This is a genomic window from Mesorhizobium sp. WSM4806 (genome assembly GCF_055811635.1).
Window position 1 is genome coordinate 87521 of record NZ_JBVVQZ010000025.1, and the last position, 23422, is coordinate 110942.

Consider the following 23422-nt stretch of genomic DNA (forward strand, 5'->3'; position numbering starts at 1 on the left):
CCCGAGCGAGCCGGCGGCATCATGCCATGATCATTGTACGAATTGCATGCTCCATTGTCCTGGACGAGACCGGCTTCGCTAGCCAAAGGACGAAGGCCTGATTATCAGATGTGACCGGCATGGGGTCGATTTCACCGACGACTATGACAGGCACCGTCATGAGGGTGGGGCATACGGATTCGGCCTGTCCTCGCTCGAGGAAAGGCATTTTACCCAAGATTAGCAGGTCAGCTGCTTTCCCGCTCTCGATCCAGCCGCAAAGACTTTCGAAGGTCGCGAAGCCGACCGGCTTATAACCCAGCGCGGCGACCTTGTCCTTGTAGATCTCCAACTCTGCTGGATCGGGCTCCACGACTGCAATGATTTCTCCGTTGCCGAGTGATCCCTCGTAGGGACCGAAAGCGATGTCAGCGCTGACTGGCTCCTCCTCGGAGGCCGGTAAGTAAATATCAAAGCGCGTACCTCGGCCAACAGCCGAGGTGACGTCAAGGCATCCTGCGAGCGCGCTCACGTGCCTGTCAACCGCGGCAAGACCCAGCCCGGTCCCGCCGACGCAAGAGCGCGTGGTAAAAAAGGGCTCAAAGACATGCGGAAGTATCGAACTTGCGATTCCTGGGCCATTGTCGCTGATGGAGATGAGAACGTAATCTCCAGGTCTCAAGGTTCCCTGAGCCAGCGGCTTGGTTTGGCACACCTGGGCGCGAGAAACGCTAACCTCGACACGGCCCTCGTTCAAGACAGCCTCCGACGCGTTCTTGCACAGGTTCATGAGAATCTGCTGTATCTCGGTTGGGCTGCCCTCGACCACCGTTTGCCACTCGTTGATCTTGAAGTTCAACTGAACATCGGCACGAACTGTGACCCGCAGCAATGGCGCAAGATCCATAAGAATTTCAGAGACATTGAAAGGCACTGCCACGCGCTGTCGGTTTCGGCTGAGTGACAAAATCTGGTCAACGATCAGCTTGGCTCGGTGTCCAGCTAAGATGATTTGATCGATGTGGTTACGAAGTCTTGAGGGACGACGCACAAGACTTTGGGCAATCTCTGAGTATCCAATTATTGCTCCTAAAATATTGTTGAATTCGTGTGTGGCGCCGCTTGCGATTGTGCCGACAGTCCTCAGCCTTTCCACATGCTCCCATCGACTCACCAGAAGGTCGCATTCCGCATTTACACGTTGCATTTCAAGATGGTTGCTTAAACGCACAATAGCACTGGCAAGAACCCGGAGGTCGTCTGCTGAGGGGAGTGAGCGATCTCCTTCAAAAACAAGGATGCAAACCACAGCCTGCTGATCGGAGGCCCGGCATCCAACAATTTGACACACACCGGAAGTGCCTATGGCGGTCCGAACCATTTCCGCCGCCGGAATGACGCGAAACACTGGCCGTCCGGGGCGGACAAGTGAAACGACTTGATCAATATGCGCGACGTTCCAGACGGGTATGCACGTGTTGGCCATAAAGCACTCGGTATGCCTGCTGAGACTCGGATCCACCAGAGCAAGCGCGCATTGATCCGCATCGAAAACGCGTTGAACGAGTCTAAGCGCTGCTTCGGCGGAAAAGCGCGCCGAGGCGTTCTTTGCTTTACTATCGTTGAAGCGAGCTTCGATCTCATTCAACGCCTCTTCAAGCTCCAACCGCCTTTTCAACCGGTTCGTCCGCAGATGCTGCCTGGAGGACCGAATGATCGCAAGCAAGCAAAGGCATATGGACACCAAGCCAAAGAAAAGTCGCGTACGCTGCGCTTGCGCGTTGGCCAAGCTGTAGCCTTTCAGATGCTCTCGCTCCAGTTCGGCTGCCATGGAGAACGTGTCGAGGGATGCGATCTGATTGGCAGCTTCGTCCAACCTCCATAAAGAAGACAGGAAATTACCCAAAGCATCCGCGGCAGCTCGGGCCTGGTTCGGAGCAAATCGGTCGAGAGGCTGATCCATCTGTGATGCGAGGGTGAGCCCCGGTTCAGCCGAAAACACGATCAGCTTCGAAAGTTCAACCCTGCCCAAGGGTGCCCCCCCGAGGCGACCAATCGAGCGAGCAAGATCTGCGAGAGAGCTTTGCATAAGCTGATTTTGCTTGATCAAGGCTGAGATGGCAGCCTCTTTGTTTTCGATCGAGTTTATGAGCTGCGCGAGCAATTTGGATTGCCCGGAGCTCTCATCGGGCGAAACGTCGAGAGGGCGTTGCAAGTATTCACGATTCCTTTGCAATGCCTGTCCGGTAGAAGCAACCGAACGGTAGTCCAATGCCATATCGGTCCGAGCGCGGGCGACGTCGCGCCGGAGCAATGCATCGTTGATCTGAATCGTTCGCAGCTGGCTTAGGACCGCGTCGTTGATCTGGGGCCCCTGCGTCCCGACCAAGAGCGCAATCGAGGCAGCTAGGGCGATTACAATTGCTTTGTCGGAACTGAGCCATGTTCCCCAAGGAAACGGCGTTTGATCCGTGGTGCACGCCTTGCGAAGGTCCGACCTGAATTCCAGCTCCTTATAGGTTCGGTATGCGGCCGGATTTTGCTGGAACAGGAAAGCCACGCCTACCTCTCCCCTTATGAGGACGGTTTAACACCGTTGCCAAACTTGGTCTTGGTCCGCTTCCAGGACGAGATGAGCTCCCAAAGCCTCCGCGACGCGGAGCACATCCTCACGATCTTGGAAGCAGATGAATATAGCTCGCAGGCGGTGCTTCGACCCCTCACGGCGGCAGGGGCCTCAGCTGAGCCGTGCTCGCCGACCACATGCGGTTTGTAGCAGCTATAATCAGGTAGATGGTCCCAGCTATCTGGCTGAATCCGTGCTCATTGTCTCCACGACCGCCGATTGCCGTTCGATTGCTGATCACATGGTCGACCTCACCGGAGATCGCCTCGGCACCCGGGCCACACTGGACAAACATTCCATGCAACTACTCCGATGGCGCCCACCACGCCAAGTGACGCTTCATATTCATCATCGGACAGCCAGAAAAATCGATTGCTTCGATAAAGAACATCCACGACATGGATGCAATCACGCACAATTTGCGGTGCTGCTGAGGACGCCGGCTCGATCCGCCATATCTCGGCGTCAAATCACGCGCCGGAGAACTAGGCAACGTAGCACCACCGTGGACTAAAGATCGAGCTTATGCTGTCACGCGTTCCGTTCGATCAGGACCAAAGGCTTGCGCGCCTCTGGACGGTCCGCTGCGACTCAGACACTAATCCTTCAAGATGACCCAAACAGAACAAGAATCTTACTGAACCGAACTGATTTTGCAATGACGGTCGTTCTGAACCACTGAGGAAACTTGACGAATGCCTGGACGAAGCTTCCAGGCATTTCTCAGCCGTTCTTGCCGTGCCTCCGAAGCTCTCGATCTCGAGCGCTCATCGCAATGAGGGTAGCACAACAGGGATGCAGATGGGGCCGAGAGACATGTCCTGGACGAGTTATTCAGTGGAATTGCTAAGCGCTCTATGGAAGCCTCGCTGATCAGGCTATGAAGTCCGGCAACCAATGTCCGGGCATGATCGTCCGGAACCACATCTTGAACATCGTAAAGCCAGACACCGAGGCCTCCAGTCGGGCCTCCGACATTCAGGTTCGCTCCGTTAGAACGAGCTTTGGAATCGCAGCACGCCGCCGAGGCTGTTCCTTTTGCCGACATGAGCCGGGTTCATTCCGGAACGGTCGACGGCAGCGAACTTGGCGTAATGGGCATAATCGACTTCGGCTGTGACTGTGAAACCTGGAATGACCATATAGGCGACGTTTGCAGCCAGTCCTGAGTCCCTGAGCTGATCACCCGAGACCTGAAGGTTGAACGAAGTTTTCTCGTTTAACGTGTAAGTGGCGCCCGCCCAGAAAGCCCAATTGCCGCTCCAAATTTTGTAGATGCCGCGACCGTGAGCGGCGACCGCGTTGGTTGGGTCATCGTTGAGATTGCCAATGGAGCCGTAGCCGAACATTCCGAATAGCGACAGGTCATCTGTGACATTGACATCGACTCGGAGCTTGCCGGCCAAAGCTTCGTAGTCGCTGTCACGAGCGATTACGCCGGTGATCGCGCCCCAGCCCTGCGTCTGTTTCACGCCGAAGACGACGTGCGGAACATGGCTGTCGATAGTACCGACTACACCCGACCCTTGTTCAAGTGAAACCAGAGCCGAAAAGCCGTTATCGGCATCGAAGTAATACTGAGCCACGTTGGTATCGAAATCGCCGTACGGAACGAGTACGTTATTGAGCACGTTTCCGGCGTAGCCTGTAAACGTGTCGAAGGCCGAATCGTCCTTGCCAACTCGGAGGCCACCAAGCTGGATCCAGGCGGAAGTCAACTTGACGCCGCTGTTGAAGATATAGTTGTGAGGGCTTTCCGGACCCGGATAAGCGTTGTGGTTGCCGAAGTTCACGCGAGTTTCAGTATAGGTCTTCAGTGCGCCTAGTTCGGTCTCCTGGCGCGTCCAAGTTTTGAACGTGAAACGCGTGTTGTTTCGCCAGGTGCCCTGAGCCTCGCCAGTTCTCACATCGGAGGTTCTTATCCCGTCATACGATCGGACATCGCTGAGGCCGACGTCGTAACGGATGTAGCCGCCGATGCGCACGCAGGTCTCGGTGTCGGGGATATGGAAGTAGCCCGAACCGTAGACGTCGCAGATCTTGACGTATTCGGTCGGAGCCGGCGCGGAGACTTCGTCCGTCGCGCGAGCGACGGAAACGGAGATCAGGGCCGCAACTGAGCCGAGAAGAAGGCTGCTTACGTTCATTCTGAATCTCCAGTTCAAAGAATAAAAGGCGGACGCGTCAAAGGGCGAACCGGCGGCCTATCCCAGGACCAAAAACATGTGCATCTCGCTCCTCTTTGAGGAATGCGCGATACTAAGTTGACTAGAGGAGTTCCGGTGTGAGTAAGCCAAGTGATACTTGTACTGTGCTTTATCGCAGTTCGATTTATGGAAGAAACAACTGTGGTTGGCTACCAACTGCCCGAACGAGGTGAGATTCGACCTCCGTCCGGATCCAAGAAAGGCAAAATCGCCTATTGCCTTGCCGCGCTTCCCACAACCGTTCCTCAAATTCTTTCAGTACACCGGGGGTTCAGCATTTCTGAACCAATATTCATCTCCGTTATTTGTGGGTTGGCCGTCGGCGTTCGATGCGGAGCAGCAAGCGACGTGCCATCCTGAAGAGGTAGCTCCGCGCTGACACTTGAATTGGCCGGCGCAACTTCGTCGCGCTCCCTTCTTTTTGCTTTTTGGGGGTCAGGCTGAGCACCGAGCAGACGTTTTGGGACAGGCTCGTATGTTCGATATGTGACACTTTCGTTCGATACCGACAGCACCTGTTTGTTGTGAAGCTCGGGTCGAGACAGCATGCGGCGGCGCCGCTCGGTACGTCAGGCGGGAGCCCCGCTGCAGCACACATCTGGATCGTGCCAAGGATGGCCCGTTTCGTTTTGCAGCGGCGCAATCGTTCACACCCCCGTGCGACTCACCTAGCGCCCATTGCGGATCGGATGGATGCATGCTCACGAGAGTGTGGTTGGTTGCAGGGCCACCGCCTTGTCGATCGGTCAAACAGGCCAACTCTCGACAGATCACGGTTTAGGTCTTATATAAGCACCCTAGAACGAGTTAAGGTCGTTTGTATGAGACAAACATGCGCTCAACAGTGACAGATACATTGCCTCCCAGAGTCAAGAGGGCGCTTGGCAAGCTCGGCGCCGACATTGCGCTCGCCCGTAAGAAGCGCAGCCTGACCGTGATGATGATGGCGGAACGACTGGGTGTCGCAAAGAGCACCTATCTGAAGATCGAAAAAGGAGACCCGACTGTCGCTATGGGGGCCTACGCCATGACCTTTTTCGTTTTGGGCTTTGATGAGGCTTTGGCGCAGATCATCGACGCACATCGCGATGAGCAAGGCCTGCTCCTCGACGCCGAACGTTTGCCCAAGAGGGTAAGGGTGCGGAAGCCACCGGGTGCAATATGAGACGTTCTATTGCTGTTCACATTGGCGAAGAAGCGATGCCACTGGGTACGTTGCGCTATGATCAGCAGGGTGCGCGCGAGAGCACTGCCTTTGAATATGATGGAGGTTGGCTGAGAGCAGCGGAAGGCTTCTCGATCGAACCCGGTCTGCCACTCGTTACTGGCCCTCAATTCCATCGAAAGACCGGCGACGGATCCGTGTTCCACAACGCGATCGCCGACACGGAGCCGGACGGATGGGCCCGGCGTGTCATCCAGCGCGACCACGCCAAGCGTCGCCAAGAGGTGCGCCGGGCGGGAAATGTCGCCGAAACGCGGCCTCTGAACGCGATGGATTACCTCTTGGCAGTGGACGACATGAGCCGCATTGGTGCGCTCCGGTTGAAGGACGAAGAAGGGCGTTACCAAAGAACGACCGAGGAGGGTCGACGCACCACGCCGCCGCTCATTGAAATCGGTCAACTCCTCGCAGCCACGCACGCCGTCGAGACGAACACCGAGACGGCAACGGATCTCGCCTATTTGCGTGGACGTGGCACGTCTCTTGGGGGCCTTCGTCCGAAATGCTCTGTCGTCGACGATGACGGACGCCTCGCTATCGGTAAGTTTCCGAGCGTTGCCGATGATCGATCTGTCACAAAAGGCGAAGTGCTCGCTATGAATTTGGCCAGAAAAGCCGGCGTGGATGCTGCTGAGACACGTCTGCTCGACAGCGACGGCGCCCCTGTCGCGCTCATACGGCGTTTCGATAGGACTCCGAACGGCAATCGACTCATGTATATCTCGGCCGCCACGATGATCGGCGCAGAGTCAGGGGACGTTGGCGAGCATAGCTATACTGAACTCGTGGATGTGCTTCGTCAGCACGGCAGCCAGCCAGCAGCCAACATCGAAGAGCTTTGGCGGCGCATCGCGTTCTCGATCCTTATCACCAATGTCGATGACCACCTCCACAATCACGGCTTTCTCCATGTGCATCGCGGGCAATGGCGCCTGGCGCCTGCATTCGACATCAACCCGTTCCCTGAGCGCGTGCGAGAGCTGAAAACCTGGATATCCGAAGAAACTGGGCCCGAAGCGACTGTCGACGCACTGATGTCGGTAATCGCTTATTTCCGGATCAGGAGCGATCGAGCGAAGACGATACTCGCAGAAGTCGAAAAGGCGGTCGCGTCATGGCGGGAGGAGGGGCGGGCGCTTGGGATGACCCCCCAAGAACTCGATAGCTTCACCGACGCGTTCGAACATCGGGAACGGCAAGCCGCCCAAAGGCGCAGCAATGATCCCTGAAAGCTCGCCGTTCGCGGTTAAGATGGCGTCCTGCAAGGGCGTCAAGGCGACTGGTGCTCCGTCGCCCACCCTCACTCCATGTCCGGCGCCGAAAGGTCGAGCGCCAGCGCCGTCTTCGAACAGGCCTGGTTCCGGCTGGCCCAGCGCCAGCCGGTAGCGAGTCAGATCCTCCTCTGCCAGTCTCTGAGCCGCACAGCGCTGCTGAAGCGCACGTCGAACGTGATGCTGATCGGCTTGTGCGCAGGCGCGACCACCAGCGCTCGAAACCGATGCCCTCCTTCTTGCCGTCGCGCGCCGCATCGAAGATGGCCCAGAACGGACCGTTCCTGCCCCCGGCCTCGAGCCCCGCGGCGGCATGGGTATTCGCGAGAGAGCGCCGGACGCATAGGCTCCGCGTACTGGGATGCGGCCTTCGCGCTGCTTCAAGTCGACCGGCGCGGCAGATCCCAATGCGCGATGCGATCGCTTTCGTGATCACGTCACCTCGGAGGACGAGAAAAGATTGTCGAGGCACGGGTACGAGCTGCCTCAGTCGTTCGTTCGATCGAAAGCACTGTTTGCGGAGGACGCTCTCCATCATGCAGTGCCAGGAGACGCTGGCCGACTTCCTTGTCCGCTGCCGTGAGCCGATGATTCAGGCGAAGAAAGTCCATCCAGGTTGGCGTGCGGAATGTCTCTGTCCAAACCGAAGGCGTTTGAAGATTTCGCTGGAGTGTCCAGTTTCGCGCACCGGCACGGCTCTGAACATGGCGCCTTGCGCGCATGTAGCCCAGAAAGGTCTCGATATTCTCTTCGGCTATAAGATACTCGACCTTGACGACTATGGGGCCACTCCTCGGCTTCAACTCGAGTGCCAGCTCCGGCGGGTGAAAATCCGAACTTTCCTGATCCGCTTCTTCCCATGGACGGACCGGGAACAGTATACCCGCAGCTGCAACCAGCAACAGAGCGCCTGCGGCGCCCTCCAGAGCCCAGGCTAAGGAGTAGTCCTGTGCGACAGTACCCCAGATCCAGCTGCCGGCCGCCATACCCCCTGCGCTCAGGGCGTAGTATATCGACAGTGTGCGGCCGACGACCCACCTTGGGCTTGCCAGCTGCACCGACACGTCGATGCCGGTCCAGGTGATAAGCCAACCCGCGCCACCAAGTGCCAGCGAAATGGCCGCCACGGCGACCGAGGATGTGAGTGCAAGGGAAAGGCAACATGCTGCACAAGCAACAGAGGCGAACGATACCAGCCTGTTTTGAGACGTGATCCGCCTTAAAAAGCTATTGCTCATGCCCGCGACGAAAGCACCCATGCCGAAGCCGGCCAGCAAGATGCCGTAGACGATTGGGCCGCTTTTCAGCTGATCCCGGACGACTAGTGGGAGTAGCGCAAGTATGGAGATGCTTGCCAGCCCGAAAAAGGTTGCACGGGCAATCGCTGCCCTGATCTCCAAGGACAATACCGTGAAGCGCACTCCGTCATGAATTGCCATCGTCATTCGCTCACGAGGGAGAGGCGAAGTGCGAACCTTCCATTTGGTACGCCATATCGCGCCGAGAGGGACCAGATCGCTCAGCGCGGCCAGGGCGAAAGCGGCGAGCGGCCCAAAGAAGGCCAGCATCGTCCCACCCAAAGCGGGTCCTATGCTGCGTATGATGTTATATCCGACAGACATCAGCGTCACTGCGGCCGGAATGTCGCGCTTGTCCAAGATATCGCCGACCGAGGCATGCCAGGCCGGATCATTCAGAGCGAAGCCGCAGCCAGCCAGAAAGCCCAATCCAAGTAGGAGCCAGGGATCGACAAATCCCAGGCCCACCGAAATCATCAGCGTCGTCGATGCCAAGGCTATCAGGAAGTGCCCCGCAAACATCACCCATCGGCGGCTGAAGTTGTCGGCGATGGCTCCGGCAAGAATTGAGAGGAAGAATACCGGCAATGTGGATGCGGCCTGCACGAGTGCAACCATCAGATCCGAAGCGGAAATCGTGGCCATCAGCCAACTGATGGCCACCGTTTGCACGAGCCACCCGAGGCTGGATATTTGTGTGGCCGTCCAGATCGAGCGAAACACCGGGTTCCGAAATGGAGCCAGCGTTGTTGAGACAGGCAGATGAGCATTTTTTTCGGACTGCATGACGGTTGATGCCTTCGAGGGGCCGGTTATTCAATTCACGGCTGCCACTACTGCCGTTACGATGTTGGCCAATAAGGGCCGACATATCGAGGATGACTTCATCGCAATGAGGAGTTGGATACCTCCGCTCTCTAGACTGGCGCAAACCACTCCTCGCCCAGCAAGCTAGCCTTGCCGATCGTCCTGCTCGAGAAAATCGTCTGCAGGGTTTTCGCTCTCGCGTCACCGAACCAGCGCCCATGCAGCTTGCCGGCGACTATTTTTTTCGCATTGGGCCCGTTTTGCTAGTGTCATTCGTGACAAATCCTGTGCATGGCCGTCGTACCGCTAAATTCCGAGGATGAGGGCGCCTCCGGTGAGACCGGCACCCGCCGCCGCAAGGAGAACCTTTTCGCCCGGCCGAAACGGCTGCGCCCGATGCGAAAGCGAGAGCGAGAGCGGGATGGTCGCGGCGGAAGAGTTGCCGTACTCGGCGATCGTCTTGACGATTGCTTCATCGGCGATTCCGAGGTTCCTCCCGACCACATCGAAAATGCGGGCATTGGCCTGGTGTGGCACGAACCTGTCGATGTCTTGCGACCGCATTCGGGCAGCAGAGAGCGCGTCCTGCGAGCAGCGAGACATCATCTCCACGGCCTTGGCGAACACTTCGCGGCCGTTGGCGATCGTCATGCGGGTCTGCTCGAGGTCCATGCCGCCGTGGAACGGTGTGTTGCTTCCTCCGGCGGGAATCTGGATCAGGCCGTAGCGCGAGCCGTCCGAAGCCAACGCGGCGCCGAGAATGCCCCGATCCGGCTCTTCGCACGGACCAACCACCACGGCGCCGGCGGCATCGGCAAACAGCACCGCGCTTGCGCGCTCGACTGGATTGATGCGGCGACTGAGGATGTTGGCGGCGATGACCAGGCTCGCTTTGCCATGGAGGCGGGTGAATCCGTCCGCAAACATCAGGGCATAGATGAAGCCGGCGCAGGCGCCTGTGAGATCAATCGCACCGGCGCGGCCTAAGCCCAGGCGATGTGCTACCAGCGGGGCGCTGGGCGGCAGAAGGTGATCGGGCGTCGAGGTGGCGAGTAATAGCAGGCCGATGTCGCCACGGTCGAGGCCGGAATTCGCCAGTGCCATGTCGCCGGCGTGCGCGGCAAGGCCCGACAGCGTATCCTGGTCGGTTGCCCAGAAGCGCGAGCGAATTCCGGTGCGCCGCTCGATCCAGCCGGGTTCGAGTCCAAGACGGGTCTCGATTTCCTGGTTCTCCACCTTTCGGGCCGGCGCATGATCTCCAAACCCGAGAAAGCGCGACGATCTGCTCATGCGCTCGGACCGAAGCGTTCGCCGGCCTCTTCGAAGGCGTCATACAATCCGTCGAGTTCCTCTCCGGTGATGCAATAGGGCGGCAGAACATAGAGCACATTACCGAGCGGGCGCACGAGCAGGCCGCGCTCGAGGAAGAAAGCGCGCAGCTTTGGTCCGATCTCGGCCAGATAGCCGGCCGAGCCGGCGCGCAGATCGAGAGCTGCGATCGTGCCGGTCGCCCGGCAATCTGTGAAGTTGGCATTGTTGCGAAAGCGTCGAAGCCCGAGGGCCTGCCCGGCGCTCAAGGCCGCAATCCGCTCGGCCACCGGCTCGTCCCGCCAGATCTCGACATTGGCGAGTGCTGCCGCGCAAGCGATCGGATTGGCGGTGTAGGAGCTCGAGTGGAAAAAGGTCTTCTGCCGATCTTCGGAGTAATGGGCCTGGAAGATGGCATCGGTCGCGAGTGTGGCCGCCAGTGGGATCGCGCCGCCGCTCAAGCCCTTCGAGGTGCATAGTATGTCCGGAGAGATCAGCGCCTGCTCGCAGGCGAACGTGCTTCCGGTGCGCCCCCAGCCGGTCATCACCTCGTCGGCGATCAGCAGCGTGCCGGAGGCCTCAGTGATCTTTTTCAATTCGGCCAGGACCCAGGCCGGATACATCAGCATGCCGCCGGCGCCGAGCACGAGCGGCTCTACGATCAGGGCGGCGGCTCGTCGGTCGCGGCTGACGGCCTCGAACCGATCCAGCGTCTCCTGCTCGCGCCCCGCGGCCGGGAAGGGGATGGTGTCGACGTCGAACAGCAAGGGCTCATAGGCGGCGTTGAACACGCCACGGGCGCCGACGCTCATCGTGCCGATGGTGTCGCCATGATAGCTGTGCTCCATGACGGCGATGCGCGAACGCGGCGCGCCGATGTTGCGGTAATAGCCGAGCGCCATCTTCAGCGCGACTTCGACGGACGTGGATCCGCTGTCGGAATAGAAGACCCAGTCGAGGCCTGCCGGCACTATTTCGATCAGGGCGGAGGCCAATTGCTCTGCCGGCTGATGGGTGATACCGGCGAAGATCACCTGGTCGAGCATCTCAGTCGCATTCCGGATTGCTTCCATGATCCGTGGATGGCGGTGTCCGTGGGTGACCACCCACCAGGAGGAGATTGCATCGAGGATATGCCTTCCGTCATTCGTCTCTAGCCAAGCCCCTTCCGTGCGGACAACGGACGGCATGGCCGGCTCGATCGCGTGCTGGGTGAATGGATGCCAGACCGGCGACCGCGACATCATTCGCCTCCGGCAATCTTGGCGAGGTCGAAGCCGGCAAACATCGCCTTCCGCAGAGTTTCGCGCGTCAACGGAACGAGGTGTGGCAGCCTGCCGAGCTGACGCACCGCGCCGAATTCAGTGATTGTCCTTTGCGTATCGGCTACCTCTTCGCCGATGAAGGCGATGCCGATCAGCGGGATGGAGCGAGCCCGCAGGGCTTCGATCGACAGCAGAGTGTGGTTGATCGTGCCGAGCGCGGTGCGGGCGCACAGAATGACCGGCAGCCGCCATTCAGCGAAGATGTCAATAAATCTTGTCTGTCGGTTGATCGGCACCATCAGTCCGCCAGCGCCTTCGATGACGAGCGGTGTCGGCAGGACCGGAAATGCAAGATCGGCAGCCTCAATCGAGACGCCGTCAATTTCGGCTGAACGATGCGGCGACAGCGGGCTCTTCAAGCGGTGAGCTTCCGGCAGCACGCGCCCTGACGGCAGGCCGGCGAGCCGTTCAACCGCCTCACTGTCGGTCTCCTCATCGAGACCCGATTGCACCGGCTTCCAGTAAAAGCCGTCGAGCAGCCCGGCGAGCCCAGCCGAAAACACGGTCTTCCCTATTCCGGTGTCTGTTCCGGTGACGACGATACGCGTGGTCATGCCGTGCCCAACACCTCGACGAGCGTCTCGACCATGGCCGAAATGTCAGCCTTGCCGACATTGAGCGTCAGCGAAATGCGCAGCCGCGAGGTACCCTCCGGCACTGTCGGCGGACGAATGCCTCGTATGTCAAAGCCGCGAGCCTGCAGAGCCGCCGCGATCGCCATGGTGCGCGTCACCTCCCCAATGACAAGTGGCTGGATCTGCGAGCCGCTCCGCGCCACGCCACAGCGCTCGGCCAGTTGGCGGCCCGCGAAGGCAACGTGCTCATGCAGCTGAACGCGGCGCATCGGCTCGTCGACCAGGATTGCGAGCGCTTCGCGCGCCGCCACCGCCATTAGCGGCGATGGCGCGGTGGCGTAGATAAAGGGCCGGCAGCGGTTGACAATATAGTCGCACAGCACTCCCGGCCCAGTGACGAGTGCGCCGGATGCGCCGAGCGCCTTGCCGCATGTGTGGAGCGCGACAATGTTGTCGCGGCCCTCGAAAGCGGCGGCCATCCCCCGGCCGTCCGGTCCCCAGACGCCCGTGGCATGCGCCTCGTCAACCACTATGAATGCCTCGTACCGATCGGCAAGCGCGACCAGGCTTTCCATCGGCGCGCAGTCGCCGTCCATGCTGTACAGGCTTTCGACCCCGATCCAGACATGCCCCATGCCACCTTCGGCGCGCCAGCGCCTGATCGCGTCCTCAAAAGCATCTATGTCGTTGTGCGTGGCCGGCCTGAACTCAGCGCGTCCAGCCCGCGCCCCTTCATGCATGCTGGCATGCGCGAGTTCGTCGAGGATCAGCAGGTCACCCTTCTGCGGCAGGGCGCTCAGCAGGGCGAAGTTGGCGATGTAGCCGCTGCCGAAGAACAGCGCCTGTTCGGCCCCGAAGAACGCGGCCGCATCTGCCTCCAACGCCTCATGCTCCGGCGCGTTGCCGCGCAGGAGCCGCGATCCGGTAGCGCCGACCGGGGTGCCCCCCTCGATTGCCGCCGCGACTGCATCGCCAAGTCTCTTCGAGGCAGCAAGCCCGAGATAATCGTTGGACGAGAAGTCGAGCCCGGCGCGCGGCGCCAGTGTCCGCAGCCGGCCCTTGCGTGCCAGACCCTGCAAGGTTGCTTCATAGCGGGCAAGCGGCGGCTCGTTCATCTTGCCTCGCGTGGCATCGGCTCAATGCCGAGACGCCTGAATAGACGATTATCCTTGTCCTCGCCGGGATTGTCCGCCGTCAGCAGCATGTCGCCGACAAAGATCGAATTGGCGCCGGCAAAGAAGCACAGCGCCTGCGTTTCATCGCTCATCGCCGTCCTGCCGGCGGAGAGCCTTACATAGGACTTCGGCATCATTATGCGGGCGAGCGCAATGGTACGGACGAATTCGATCGGATCGATGGGCTCGGCCTCCGCAAGCGGCGTGCCTTCGATGGGGATAAGCATGTTGATCGGCACGCTTTCCGGCGGCTCGGGCAGGTTCGCGAGTGTGACCAGCATGTCGATGCGATCGGCCTTTTCCTCTCCCATCCCGACAATGCCGCCGCAGCAGACCTTCATGCCAACCTCGCGCACATGCCCAAGTGTTTCCAGCCGGTCGGCAAAGGTCCTGGTTGAAACAACCTCGCCGTAATAGCGCTCGGACGTGTCGATGTTGTGGTTGTAGTAGTCGAGACCGGCCGCCTTCAGGCGCTGCGCCTGACTGAGGTCCAGCATTCCAAGCGTCATGCAGGTCTCCATGCCGAGCGCCTTCACGCCCTCGATCATGGCGACCACGGAGCCCATGTCGCGTTCCTTCGGACTGCGCCATGCGGCGCCCATGCAATAGCGGGTGGCGCCGGCGTCCCGCGCCTTGATCGCTTCGGCAATGACACGCTCCACCTCCATCAGCTTGGATGCCTTCAGGTCGGTTTTGTTATGCGTAGACTGGCTGCAATAGCCGCAATCCTCCGGGCATCCGCCGGTCTTGATGCTGAGCAGCCGCGACAGCTGCACCCGGTTGCGATCGAAGTTCTGGCGGTGGATTGTCTGAGCCAGGAAGAGCAGGTCATTGAACGGCATCCCGTGGATAGCCTCGGCCTCTTTGCGGTTCCATCGGCATAGTGCCCCCTCGATCGATTGCATGGCTTGCTTCACGTCGCACTCCGAGTTCGTTCCAATCGTCGTCGTCAAAAGCTTTGTCGCTGGTCCGACAGCACGTGCAGGAGTCTGTCGACCCTCCTCGGGTTCGCTACGATCGTCGATCAGCCCGATGAGCCTGAACCAGTTGAAGGGTGCGCCGCACAAAGATGCAGGCTCGCATGGAGCAGCTCCTGCGTCGGCGCGCTCCAGCGGAGGGGGGAATGCTTTTCATTCCATCTCCATCAGTTCAAGCGCGCGCCGATGCGCCGGCATATCCAGGCCGATGTCGAGGATAGGCGCGCTGTGTGTCAGCCATCCGACTGAGATGAGGTCGACCCCCGTCGCAGCAATCGACGGAGCCATTTTCGGCGTCACCCGACCGGAAGCCTCGGTGATGGCGCGGCCACCGACGATTGCCACGGCGCGTGCAAGGTCCTCAACCGACATATTGTCGAGCAGCACTGCGTCGACTCCCAGCGTGAGCGCTGTATCGAGCTGCTCAAGGGTCTCGACCTCGACCTCGATCTTCACCATGTGGCCCGCGGTGGCGCGCGCCCGCTCTATTGCCGTGCGAATATCGCCGGCGATCGCGATGTGGTTGTCCTTGATCAGCACGGCGTCGTCGAGCCCGAAGCGGTGATTGGCGCCGCCGCCGACGCGTACCGCATATTTCTCCAGCGCGCGCAGGCCGGGCGTCGTCTTTCGCGTGCACACGATCTTCGCCTTGTGGCCACGCACGGCCTCGACCATCGTCGCTGTGGCAGTGGCGATGCCGCTCAGGCGGCACAGAAAATTGAGCGCCGTGCGCTCGGCCGTGAGCAGGCCTCGCGCCGGTCCGCACAACTTGGCGATAGTCTCGCCCGCCGCGACATCGCTGCCGTCAGCTCGCCAGATGTGCATGTCGATCGCAGGCTCGACGAGCATGAAGGCGAAGGCGGCCAGATCGAGACCGGCAACGATGCCCATCTGTCGCGACTTGAGCACCAAGGTGGCCGTGCGATCACGCGGGATCACGGCGTCGCTGGTCAGATCACCGCATCTGCCCAGGTCTTCGAGAAGAGCACCGCGCACGATCGGCTCGATCAGGGTTGAGGGAAGGGGTGAGAACGAATTCATGTCAGGGTGCTCCGTATCGGCGCCCGCCAGCTGAGTGCGACTGCGGTCTGTATTGCGCTGCGCAGTGTCAGCCGTGACTGGCGCGCATCTGCATCGCGTCCGGGGAAATCGGAACGACAGTGCGAGCCGCGGCTCTCTTCGCGCCGCAGGGCCGCAATGGCGATCATCAGCGCGACCAAGGCGGGGCCGGAGGCAGCGCTGTCGTGAGCTGCGATCGGCAACAGGGTCGCCACCCCGTCGCGTAGCGTCTCGCTATCGCGTATGATGCCGAGCGCGGCCGAGACGATTGGGCGGATGCCGGAGGCGTCTGGCCGTCGAGGCACGAATGCGGAACACACGCGCGGACGCCGGGTGTGTGATACGTCGGCGACGCTTTCAGCAACCCAGCTCGCTGTGACCGCCGCTTCGATAAGCGAGTTGCTGGCGAGTCGGTTCGCGCCGTGCAGACCGGTGCATGCGACCTCGCCACATGCCCACAATCCCTCGATGGAACTGCGGCCGGCAGCGTCTACAGCAACACCGCCCATGTGATAATGTGCCGCCGGGCGCACCGGGATCGGGTCGGTCGCGGGATCGATGCCGGCCTGGCGGCACAAATCGGCGATCGCCGGAAAGCGCTTGCCAAATCTGAGGCCGAGACATTGCCTTGCGTCCAGGAACACACGGCGTCCGGCAGCGAGCTGGTGCCAAACCGCGCGCGCAACCACGTCGCGAGGCGCAAGCTCGCCCCCGGGGGTTTCAGCGAGGAAACGCTCTCCTTGCTCGTCGATGAGCACAGCACCCTCGCCGCGCACCGCTTCGCTCACCAGCGGCATCGGCCGCCGCGCACCCTCGAGGGCGGTCGGGTGGAACTGCACGAATTCCAGGTCGGCGAACTCCGCCCCGGCACAGGCGGCCAGCGCGAGCCCCTGTCCACATGAGCCAGGCGGGTTTGTCGTATCGCTAAACAAGCCGCCGATGCCGCCGGTCGCCAAGACCGCGCGGCGCGTTGGCAAGGCGATTGCGCCCGTGCACCCGGCCGCGACCACGGCGATAATCGCCCCGTCTTCCACGACAAGCCGGCGGGCCTCCACGTTTTCCAGGATAGTGATGGAGGATGTGCGCCGTGCCGCGGCGATCAGCGCGCGGACCAGCTCGCGACCGGTGGCATCGCCCGCCGCATGCACGATCCGCCGCTGCGAGTGCGCGGCCTCAAGCCCGAGCCGCAACGCGCCGTCAGCGCGTCGGTCAAATGCGACACCGAAGCGCTCTAGAGTCCTGATCGCTTCAGGTGCAGCTCGGACCGTTCGCCGCACCGTCGTCACGTCGCAGAGACCGTCGCCGGCCGCGACGGTGTCACAAAGATGAAGTTCGGGACTGTCCTCGCCGCCGACGCTTGCCGCAAGACCGCCTTGGGCGAGCTCGCTGCAGGCTCCGGTTCCCAGCCCCGCATTGGACAGAAGCACAACCGGTTCCGGCGCCAGATGAAGCGCCGTCATCAGGCCTGCCACACCGGCGCCGATGATGACCGGCGCCCCGCCGATGTCATGAACGTCGAGGCTCATATGGAAAGCATACGCTCGACCGAACGGCGCGCGCGCCCTGCAATCCCGGGATCGATCCGAACCTCATGCCGGTTCTCCTCGAGTGCGACGCGAATGTTAGCCAGCGTGATGCGCTTCATGTGCGGACAGAGATTGCAGGGGCGGACGAACTCGACGTCGGGATTCGCGATCGCGACATTGTCGCTCATCGAACATTCCGTCATCAACACTACGCGGGGTGGTTTTTCCCGCTCGACAAAATCCGACATGGCCGCGGTGGAACCCGAAAAATCCGCCTCTGTGACAACGTCCGGGGGGCATTCGGGATGGGCCAGCACGATCACACCCGGATGTGCGGCGCGCAGTTCGCGAATATCGGCCGGGGTGAAGCGCTCATGCACCTCGCAACGACCCTTCCAGGCGATGATCCCGACCTTCGTCTCGGCGGCGACGTTCTTGGCGAGATATTCGTCGGGCAGCATGATCACACGCGGCGCGCCGAGCGATTCCACCACCGCCTTTGCGTTGCCCGAGGTGCAGCAGATGTCGGACTCGGCTTTCACAGCGGCGGAGGTGTTGACATAGGTGACAATGGGCACGCCGGGATAACTCTGTCGCATCAGCCGCACGTCTTGTGCCGTGATCGAATCGGCCAGCGAGCAACCAGCGCCGAGGTCGGGGATAAGCACGGTCTTGTTCGGATTAAGCAGCTTGGCCGTCTCGGCCATGAAATGCACGCCGGCAACCACGATGATTTGCGCCTCGACCGTAGCCGCCTTGCGGGCCAGTGCGAGGCTGTCGCCGACAATGTCGGCTACGCAATGGAAAATCTCCGGCGTTTGGTAGTTGTGCGCAAGGATGACCGCATTGCGATCGCGCTTCAGCGCAAGGATGGCTTCGATATCGTCCACGAAAGACGGCCATTCAATCGGCGGGATCACGCGCCGGACGCGCTCGTAGAGGAACGCGGCCGTAGGCAGCACGGCGCTCATTGATGCCCCCGCTTATACTCTAGTTGAAGATAACCGGTATATACTTGCCGTGAGTATAAGGGATGTCAACCCCGCGCCAGCGGCAATTTTGTCCCGGCGATGGCCCTTTCGTCGAGAACGGCGTGGCGGAAGCGGTAGAGCTTCGCCGGCCGACCACCGGTCTCCGCAGTTGTCTCACCGGTCTCCTCGACCAGTTCCTGTTGCTCGATCAGGCGGCGAAAGTTGGGCTTGTGGATGAGCCTGCCGGCGAGCGCCTCCACGGTTCGCTGCAGCTGCAGTAGCGTAAAGGTCGGTCGCATAAGCTCAAAGACGACGGGCCGGTATTTGATCTTGGAGCGCAGCCGCGCAATGCCCGTTGCCACGATACGGCGATGATCAGCGACCATAGGTTTGCTCGGCACCAGGGGAAGCGGCGTCTCCCGTCCGCTTCCGGCCTCTTGGACCAGGCCTGCTTCATAAAGTAACTCATATCGCTGAAGCACGAGCTCCTCGTTCCAATAACGGTCGTCGAAGCCAAAGGCGATCGCCGCCCGCTGCCGGCGTTCGCGTCGCGTGGCCGCGTCGCTGGCTCCGTCTGCCCAACCGATCAAGCGCGGTCGCACAACATCCAGCACCACCGGCGGGGTGCCGGAGCGGTGGTCCTCCCATGGAAAATAGTCGTACCAGCTTTGCCAGCCGCACTTGGATGAGCCCGCTGCCTGTTCTTTGCTGGTCAAAGCGAGATAGCTGATGGAGATGACGCGTTGCTGGCGTTCGACGCCGATTCGGTCCCGATCGGCGAAGGTGTAAAGCTGCTCGATGTACCCCAAGGGCTGGCCGGTCTGCTGCTCGACCCACCCCCTCAAACCGGATTGCGGCGACCGGTGCTCAAGCGCAAAAGGTCCGGACGGCAGGGTGTCAGCCTCCCCGATGGTTAGGAGACAGGGGTCACTTTCATTTACGGCCACGACGACGGCGATCAGGTCCACTTTGACTTGGTCCGCCTTGCCGGCTTTGTCTTTCCTGGTTCCTGTTGCCTGATCGTCCATGTTCGTGAAAGTGGTTGACCCGTGCCCGGGAGCCTTAATCGATTTAATGTAAGCGAGGCTGTCCGCACGTCAACACCGCACAGCTGCATCCCCATTTTTAGCTCTTCGCACTTGCACAAAAATGTGCCAAACGCGACACCTGCGGCGGGTAACGCTAGGGAAGGAGGGATGGGTTGAGCGCAGCTGGTGATCCAAAGGGAATTGCACCGCCGGATGTTCGGATGGGGAAAGGCCAGACTCCACTCGTCTGCCTGACGGCATATACCACGCCGATCGCCAGGTTGGCCGATCGACACTGCGACATCGTTCTCGTCGGCGACAGCGTCGGCATGGTCCTGCACGGCCTCTCGTCGACGCTGGGCGTCACTCTCGACATGATGATCATGCACGGCCAGGCGGTGCGCCGCGGTCTGGTGCGAGCATTGATGGTCGTAGACCTGCCATTCGGTTCCTATGAAGAAAGCCCCGAGCAGGCCTTCCGCAACGCTGCGCGCCTGATGGCGGAGACCGGTTGTGCAGCGGTGAAGCTCGAGGGGGGCCAGACCATGGCCGAGACGATCCGCTTCCTCGCCGCGCGCGGCGTGCCTGTCATGGCCCATGTCGGCTTGACGCCGCAGGCGGTCAATACTCTCGGCGGCTACCGCGTCCAGGGGCGGGGAGACGATGCCGAGCGCATCAGGCGCGACGCCGGTGCGGTCACGGAGGCCGGCGCTTTCTCTGTGGTGCTGGAGAAAGTGCCCGAGCCGCTTGCAAGGCGCATCACTGCGGAGATCGCCGTCCCCACGATCGGCATCGGTGCCTCGCTCGCCTGCGACGGCCAGATTCTGGTCAGCGACGATATGCTCGGGCTTTTCAGCTCTTTCCGGCCGAAATTCGTCAAGCGCTACGCCGAACTAGGCAACCAGGCCGATGCGGCGATAGCGGCTTACGCCGCAGACGTGAGGGAACGGCGCTTTCCGGCGGCCGAACATCTCTACGCCAACGAGACGGAGGCCGGAGGCGTCACATGAGCGTGCCGATCGTTCGAACCGTTGCCGAGCTCCGCGCTGTTGCCGCGGGATGGCGTCGCTCAGGCACCCGTATCGCCGTTGTGCCGACCATGGGAGCCTTGCACGAAGGCCATCTGAGCCTCGTGCGTGCCGCGCTTCAGAAGGCCGAGCGGGTAGTCGTGACGCTGTTCGTCAATCCCAAGCAGTTCAACAGTGCCGCCGACCTTGCCGCCTATCCCCGGACGGAAAACGAAGATGCTGCCAAGCTCGTGCCGACAGGCGCACATCTGCTCTATGTGCCGGATGCAGACGAGATGTACCCAGCGGGCTTCGCCACGGCCGTTTCGGTGTCCACTCTCAGCGAGGGCCTGTGCGGCGCCTTCCGGCCCGGCCATTTCGATGGCGTGGCGACGGTCGTGGCCAAGCTCTTCCTGCAGACCGGCGCTGACTTCGCCTTCTTTGGCGAAAAAGATTTCCAGCAGCTTCAGCTTGTCAGGCGCTTGGTCCGGGACCTTGACCTCCCGATCACCGTGCTCGCATGTCCGACAGTCCGCGAAGCCGATGGTCTTGCCCTATCGTCGCGCAATAGCCGGCTCTCGCCAGCAGAACGCGCCATTGCCCCAAAGCTGGCTTCGGTCTTGCTCGACACGGCTGAGCGGCTTGCGCGTGGCTCTCCTGTCCTGCCCATGCTTGATGAAGCGCGTGCAACAATTCTGGCGACAGGCTTTCGCGAGGTCGAGTACCTGGAACTTCGCGGCGAAACAGACCTGCAGCCGCTAGCAAGGCTTGACCGTTGCTTATCGCGGCTTGGCTCGGCGACACACGGCTCATCGATAACGTCTCAACATCCCCGGTTGGTATGCGGCCAGGTGCGCGGCGTTCGCTTCACGGGGAAGCAACAAAGTAATGCCGGCGATGATGGCGACCAAATCGTCCGCGTCGCATCGATGCGGGGTCATTTAAACCCAGGTTTCCGCCTGGCGTCGAGCAACATTCGAGGAGGTGGCGCAAAGGGGCTGATGTATCGCGTATTCGAAAACTTCGTCGAGCAACTCTCTGCAAGCGTCGATGCGGTCGACCTCCATGAGGCGATTGCGTCCGCCGCAGCCGGCTTCGACTTTCCGCTCTTCGCCTATTTCAGTTACCCGTCGGCCTCCGGCCAGAGGCCGCGATTGATTTCAAATTATCCTTCATCCTGGACATCGCACTATCTGCAACTGCGCTACCACAGCCATGATCCGGTGATCCTGCGCGGGCTGCAAGGCTGGGATACTTTTGATTGGGGCGTGGATCGACCCCGCCAGTGTCTGCCCGCCTCGCAGCAAGAGATCCTGGAAAAAGCAGCTCACTTTGGCATTCGCGGCGGATTGACCATGTCCATGCATGACCGTCGCGGCCGGTTTGCGGCGCTGACCTTCGCTTCCGACCAGTCCCGTCCGCCTCTCTTGCGGTCACTCACTCGCTACGAAAAAGCATTGCAGCTGGTCGCAATCAACTTTCATATACATGCCCGGCGCCAGCTCGCCGAAGATTGCGTGGTGGATGGCATAACGCTGACCCCGCGGGAGTTCGAATCCCTGAAATGGGCGGCGCGCGGTAAGTCCGCCTGGGATATCAGCCAGATCCTCGGCGTCTCGAAACGCACCGTGACCTTCCATTTGGAAAACGCCAAGGCAAAGCTTGGCGTGCGAACCATAAACCAGGGCATAGCACGGCTAACTGCGTCCCGTCAGTGGAGATCCTGACTCCTTTTGTTGGAAAGCTGTAAAGGTCTACAGGCTGCATCAATGTCGGCTTTGCTCTTCGATAGCGGGAACACATCCTGCACGGAGGCGACAGATGATGCAGCTGATAACACCTGAGCTCTATGGCGAGTTTCCAAACGAGCTCAATGAAATGCACGGGCTCAGGCATCGGGTCTTCAAGGAAAGGCTGGATTGGGAAGTTCAGACCGAAGGCGATATGGAAACAGACGCATTTGACAGCCTGAACCCCGTCTATCTGCTTCTCAAGGGATCCGACTGGCGAATTTGCGGTTGCGTCCGTCTTTTACCGACTACCGGACCGACAATGTTGCGCGACACCTTTCCGATGCTGCTGGGTGAGACTGCGGCGCCCGCGAGTGCCCGCATTTGGGAGAGCAGTCGTTTCGCACTCGATCTCCCTCCATCAGCGCCTAAGTCTGGCGGACTGGCGCAAGCAACGTACGAGCTCTTCGCCGGCATGATCGAATTCGGCTTGGCGAACAATCTCACTCGGATTGTGACAGTGACCGATACGCGCATGGAACGGATCCTGCGTCTCGCAACGTGGCCGTTGTCGCGCATCGGACAGCCGAAGCCGGTTGGTAACACGGAGGCGGTCGCCGGTTTTCTCGAGATTTCCCACGCTAGCCTCAAGCGCATCCGCTGGAGGGGACGTCTGAACGGACCTGTATTATGGCAACCGGTTCTCGGCCTGTCGGCGTAGCGCTTAACGATGCTCAGCCTGACCAATGCTCCCGCCCGCGTGCGCTACGTACGGTTGATATGCTGGCCGGACGGCGTAGTGCGAAGCTTACGACTATTCCGGTCGATTCCCCCGCACGACCTGGCCCGGGAAGTTTTTAGGTGCAATCCGCAGTTCCAGCGTTGCCACGCCAAATGGCGCGCCCCGCCGCAGACACCCGAGTTTTTGGACACTGTAAAAGCCCGGATTTCTTTACGCCGCAAAAAAGCAGCAACTCCGGAATCGTTCACAAGCAGCCAAGGCCTGCACCGCTGGACGATTGCTCCTCTCAGCGGTGCCTTCTGGTACCAAAAAAGCCCCGGCGCTGGGTCGATGCGCCGGGGCTTTGGGCACGTACGAGCTACACCAACATGTCCGCTTCTGAACGTGCGCTAATAAAGTGAATGAATGGTGAATCGCGCAATAGCTCGGCGAACGGGGTTCGTATTCATGCTCCCACGTAAGAAGTGTTGCTGGCATGGATCAACGCTGCCGTAGGCCTAAGAGCCAAAGGTCGTGTCCCACCGCGTGGTGTAGGTCGGCGATAGCGAAGCCGCTCGCGAGCGCCCTCAACAGCGCTGTAGCGAGC

The 23422-nt window shown here is 60.7% G+C and carries 17 protein-coding genes and 1 pseudogene; 6 read left to right on the forward strand and 12 right to left on the reverse strand.

Annotated features, from left to right (window positions below):
• Positions 1-19: 19 nt before the first annotated feature.
• Positions 20-2539 (reverse strand): two-component system VirA-like sensor kinase, encoded by a 2520-nt coding sequence (locus AC0L2M_RS30315; protein WP_473536713.1) that lies wholly within the window; start codon positions 2537-2539, stop codon positions 20-22.
• Between the two features lie 1058 nt (positions 2540-3597).
• A complete protein-coding gene (locus tag AC0L2M_RS30320) occupies positions 3598-4752 on the reverse strand; it encodes a porin (RefSeq protein ID WP_473536714.1) in 1155 nt (384 codons plus the stop codon).
• Positions 4753-5644: 892 nt separating this feature from the next.
• Here AC0L2M_RS30320 and AC0L2M_RS30325 point away from each other — a divergent pair.
• Together AC0L2M_RS30325 and AC0L2M_RS30330 are read left to right on the forward strand one after the other, a co-directional pair.
• A complete protein-coding gene (locus tag AC0L2M_RS30325; protein WP_065010596.1) occupies positions 5645-5977 on the forward strand; it encodes a helix-turn-helix domain-containing protein in 333 nt (110 codons plus the stop codon).
• Positions 5974-7266, forward strand: coding sequence for a type II toxin-antitoxin system HipA family toxin (locus tag AC0L2M_RS30330; RefSeq protein WP_473536716.1), 1293 nt, complete (start codon positions 5974-5976; stop codon positions 7264-7266). The genes AC0L2M_RS30325 and AC0L2M_RS30330 overlap by 4 nt, the downstream gene beginning before the upstream one ends.
• A 479-nt stretch (positions 7267-7745) precedes the next feature.
• On the opposite strand, the gene AC0L2M_RS30335 is transcribed toward AC0L2M_RS30330, so the two are convergent.
• From AC0L2M_RS30335 to AC0L2M_RS30380, 10 genes are all read right to left on the reverse strand, one after another.
• Positions 7746-9392, reverse strand: a complete 1647-nt coding sequence (locus AC0L2M_RS30335) for an MFS transporter (protein WP_473536717.1) — start codon at positions 9390-9392, stop codon at positions 7746-7748.
• Between the two features lie 327 nt (positions 9393-9719).
• Positions 9720-10703: a beta-ketoacyl-ACP synthase III gene (locus AC0L2M_RS30340; RefSeq protein WP_473532487.1), complete on the reverse strand. Its 984-nt coding sequence runs from the start codon at positions 10701-10703 to the stop codon at positions 9720-9722.
• On the reverse strand, positions 10700-11965 hold the full coding sequence (locus AC0L2M_RS30345) for an adenosylmethionine--8-amino-7-oxononanoate transaminase (RefSeq protein ID WP_473536718.1): 1266 nt from the start codon (positions 11963-11965) through the stop codon (positions 10700-10702). Before AC0L2M_RS30345 ends, AC0L2M_RS30340 begins: the two co-directional genes overlap by 4 nt.
• The gene (gene bioD / locus AC0L2M_RS30350) at positions 11965-12600 is read right to left on the reverse strand and encodes a dethiobiotin synthase (RefSeq protein ID WP_473536719.1); all 636 of its coding nucleotides are present in this window, start codon (positions 12598-12600) and stop codon (positions 11965-11967) included. The genes AC0L2M_RS30345 and bioD overlap by 1 nt, the downstream gene beginning before the upstream one ends.
• Positions 12597-13736, reverse strand: a complete 1140-nt coding sequence (locus tag AC0L2M_RS30355; RefSeq protein WP_473536721.1) for an 8-amino-7-oxononanoate synthase — start codon at positions 13734-13736, stop codon at positions 12597-12599. Before AC0L2M_RS30355 ends, bioD begins: the two co-directional genes overlap by 4 nt.
• Complete coding sequence (bioB, locus tag AC0L2M_RS30360) at positions 13733-14701, reverse strand: biotin synthase BioB (protein ID WP_473532506.1); 969 nt, start codon at positions 14699-14701, stop codon at positions 13733-13735. Before bioB ends, AC0L2M_RS30355 begins: the two co-directional genes overlap by 4 nt.
• Before the next feature lie 225 nt (positions 14702-14926).
• Positions 14927-15814, reverse strand: a complete 888-nt coding sequence (gene nadC, locus AC0L2M_RS30365) for a carboxylating nicotinate-nucleotide diphosphorylase (protein WP_473532483.1) — start codon at positions 15812-15814, stop codon at positions 14927-14929.
• Positions 15811-17358: an L-aspartate oxidase gene (locus tag AC0L2M_RS30370; protein ID WP_473536722.1), complete on the reverse strand. Its 1548-nt coding sequence runs from the start codon at positions 17356-17358 to the stop codon at positions 15811-15813. The genes nadC and AC0L2M_RS30370 overlap by 4 nt, the downstream gene beginning before the upstream one ends.
• The gene (gene nadA, locus AC0L2M_RS30375; RefSeq protein ID WP_473536723.1) at positions 17355-18329 is read right to left on the reverse strand and encodes a quinolinate synthase NadA; all 975 of its coding nucleotides are present in this window, start codon (positions 18327-18329) and stop codon (positions 17355-17357) included. The genes AC0L2M_RS30370 and nadA overlap by 4 nt, the downstream gene beginning before the upstream one ends.
• Before the next feature lie 65 nt (positions 18330-18394).
• Positions 18395-19357, reverse strand: a complete 963-nt coding sequence (locus tag AC0L2M_RS30380) for an NUDIX hydrolase (RefSeq protein ID WP_065010606.1) — start codon at positions 19355-19357, stop codon at positions 18395-18397.
• A gap of 173 nt (positions 19358-19530) precedes the next feature.
• Between AC0L2M_RS30380 and panB the strand changes: the two genes are divergently transcribed.
• The 4 genes and pseudogenes from panB (at position 19531) to AC0L2M_RS30400 (ending at position 22815) form a co-directional block, all read left to right on the forward strand.
• Positions 19531-20367 (forward strand): 3-methyl-2-oxobutanoate hydroxymethyltransferase, encoded by an 837-nt coding sequence (gene panB, locus AC0L2M_RS30385; RefSeq protein ID WP_473536724.1) that lies wholly within the window; start codon positions 19531-19533, stop codon positions 20365-20367.
• Positions 20364-21253, forward strand: a pseudogene (gene panC, locus AC0L2M_RS30390) (pantoate--beta-alanine ligase). Before panB ends, panC begins: the two are co-directional and overlap by 4 nt.
• 112 nt (positions 21254-21365) lie before the next feature.
• Positions 21366-22091 carry a LuxR family transcriptional regulator gene (locus AC0L2M_RS30395; RefSeq protein ID WP_065010609.1) on the forward strand — a complete coding sequence of 242 codons (726 nt, stop codon included), beginning with the start codon at positions 21366-21368 and terminating at the stop codon, positions 22089-22091.
• 94 nt (positions 22092-22185) lie between these two features.
• On the forward strand, positions 22186-22815 hold the full coding sequence (locus AC0L2M_RS30400) for an acyl-homoserine-lactone synthase (RefSeq protein ID WP_473536725.1): 630 nt from the start codon (positions 22186-22188) through the stop codon (positions 22813-22815).
• Positions 22816-23422: the final 607 nt, after the last annotated feature.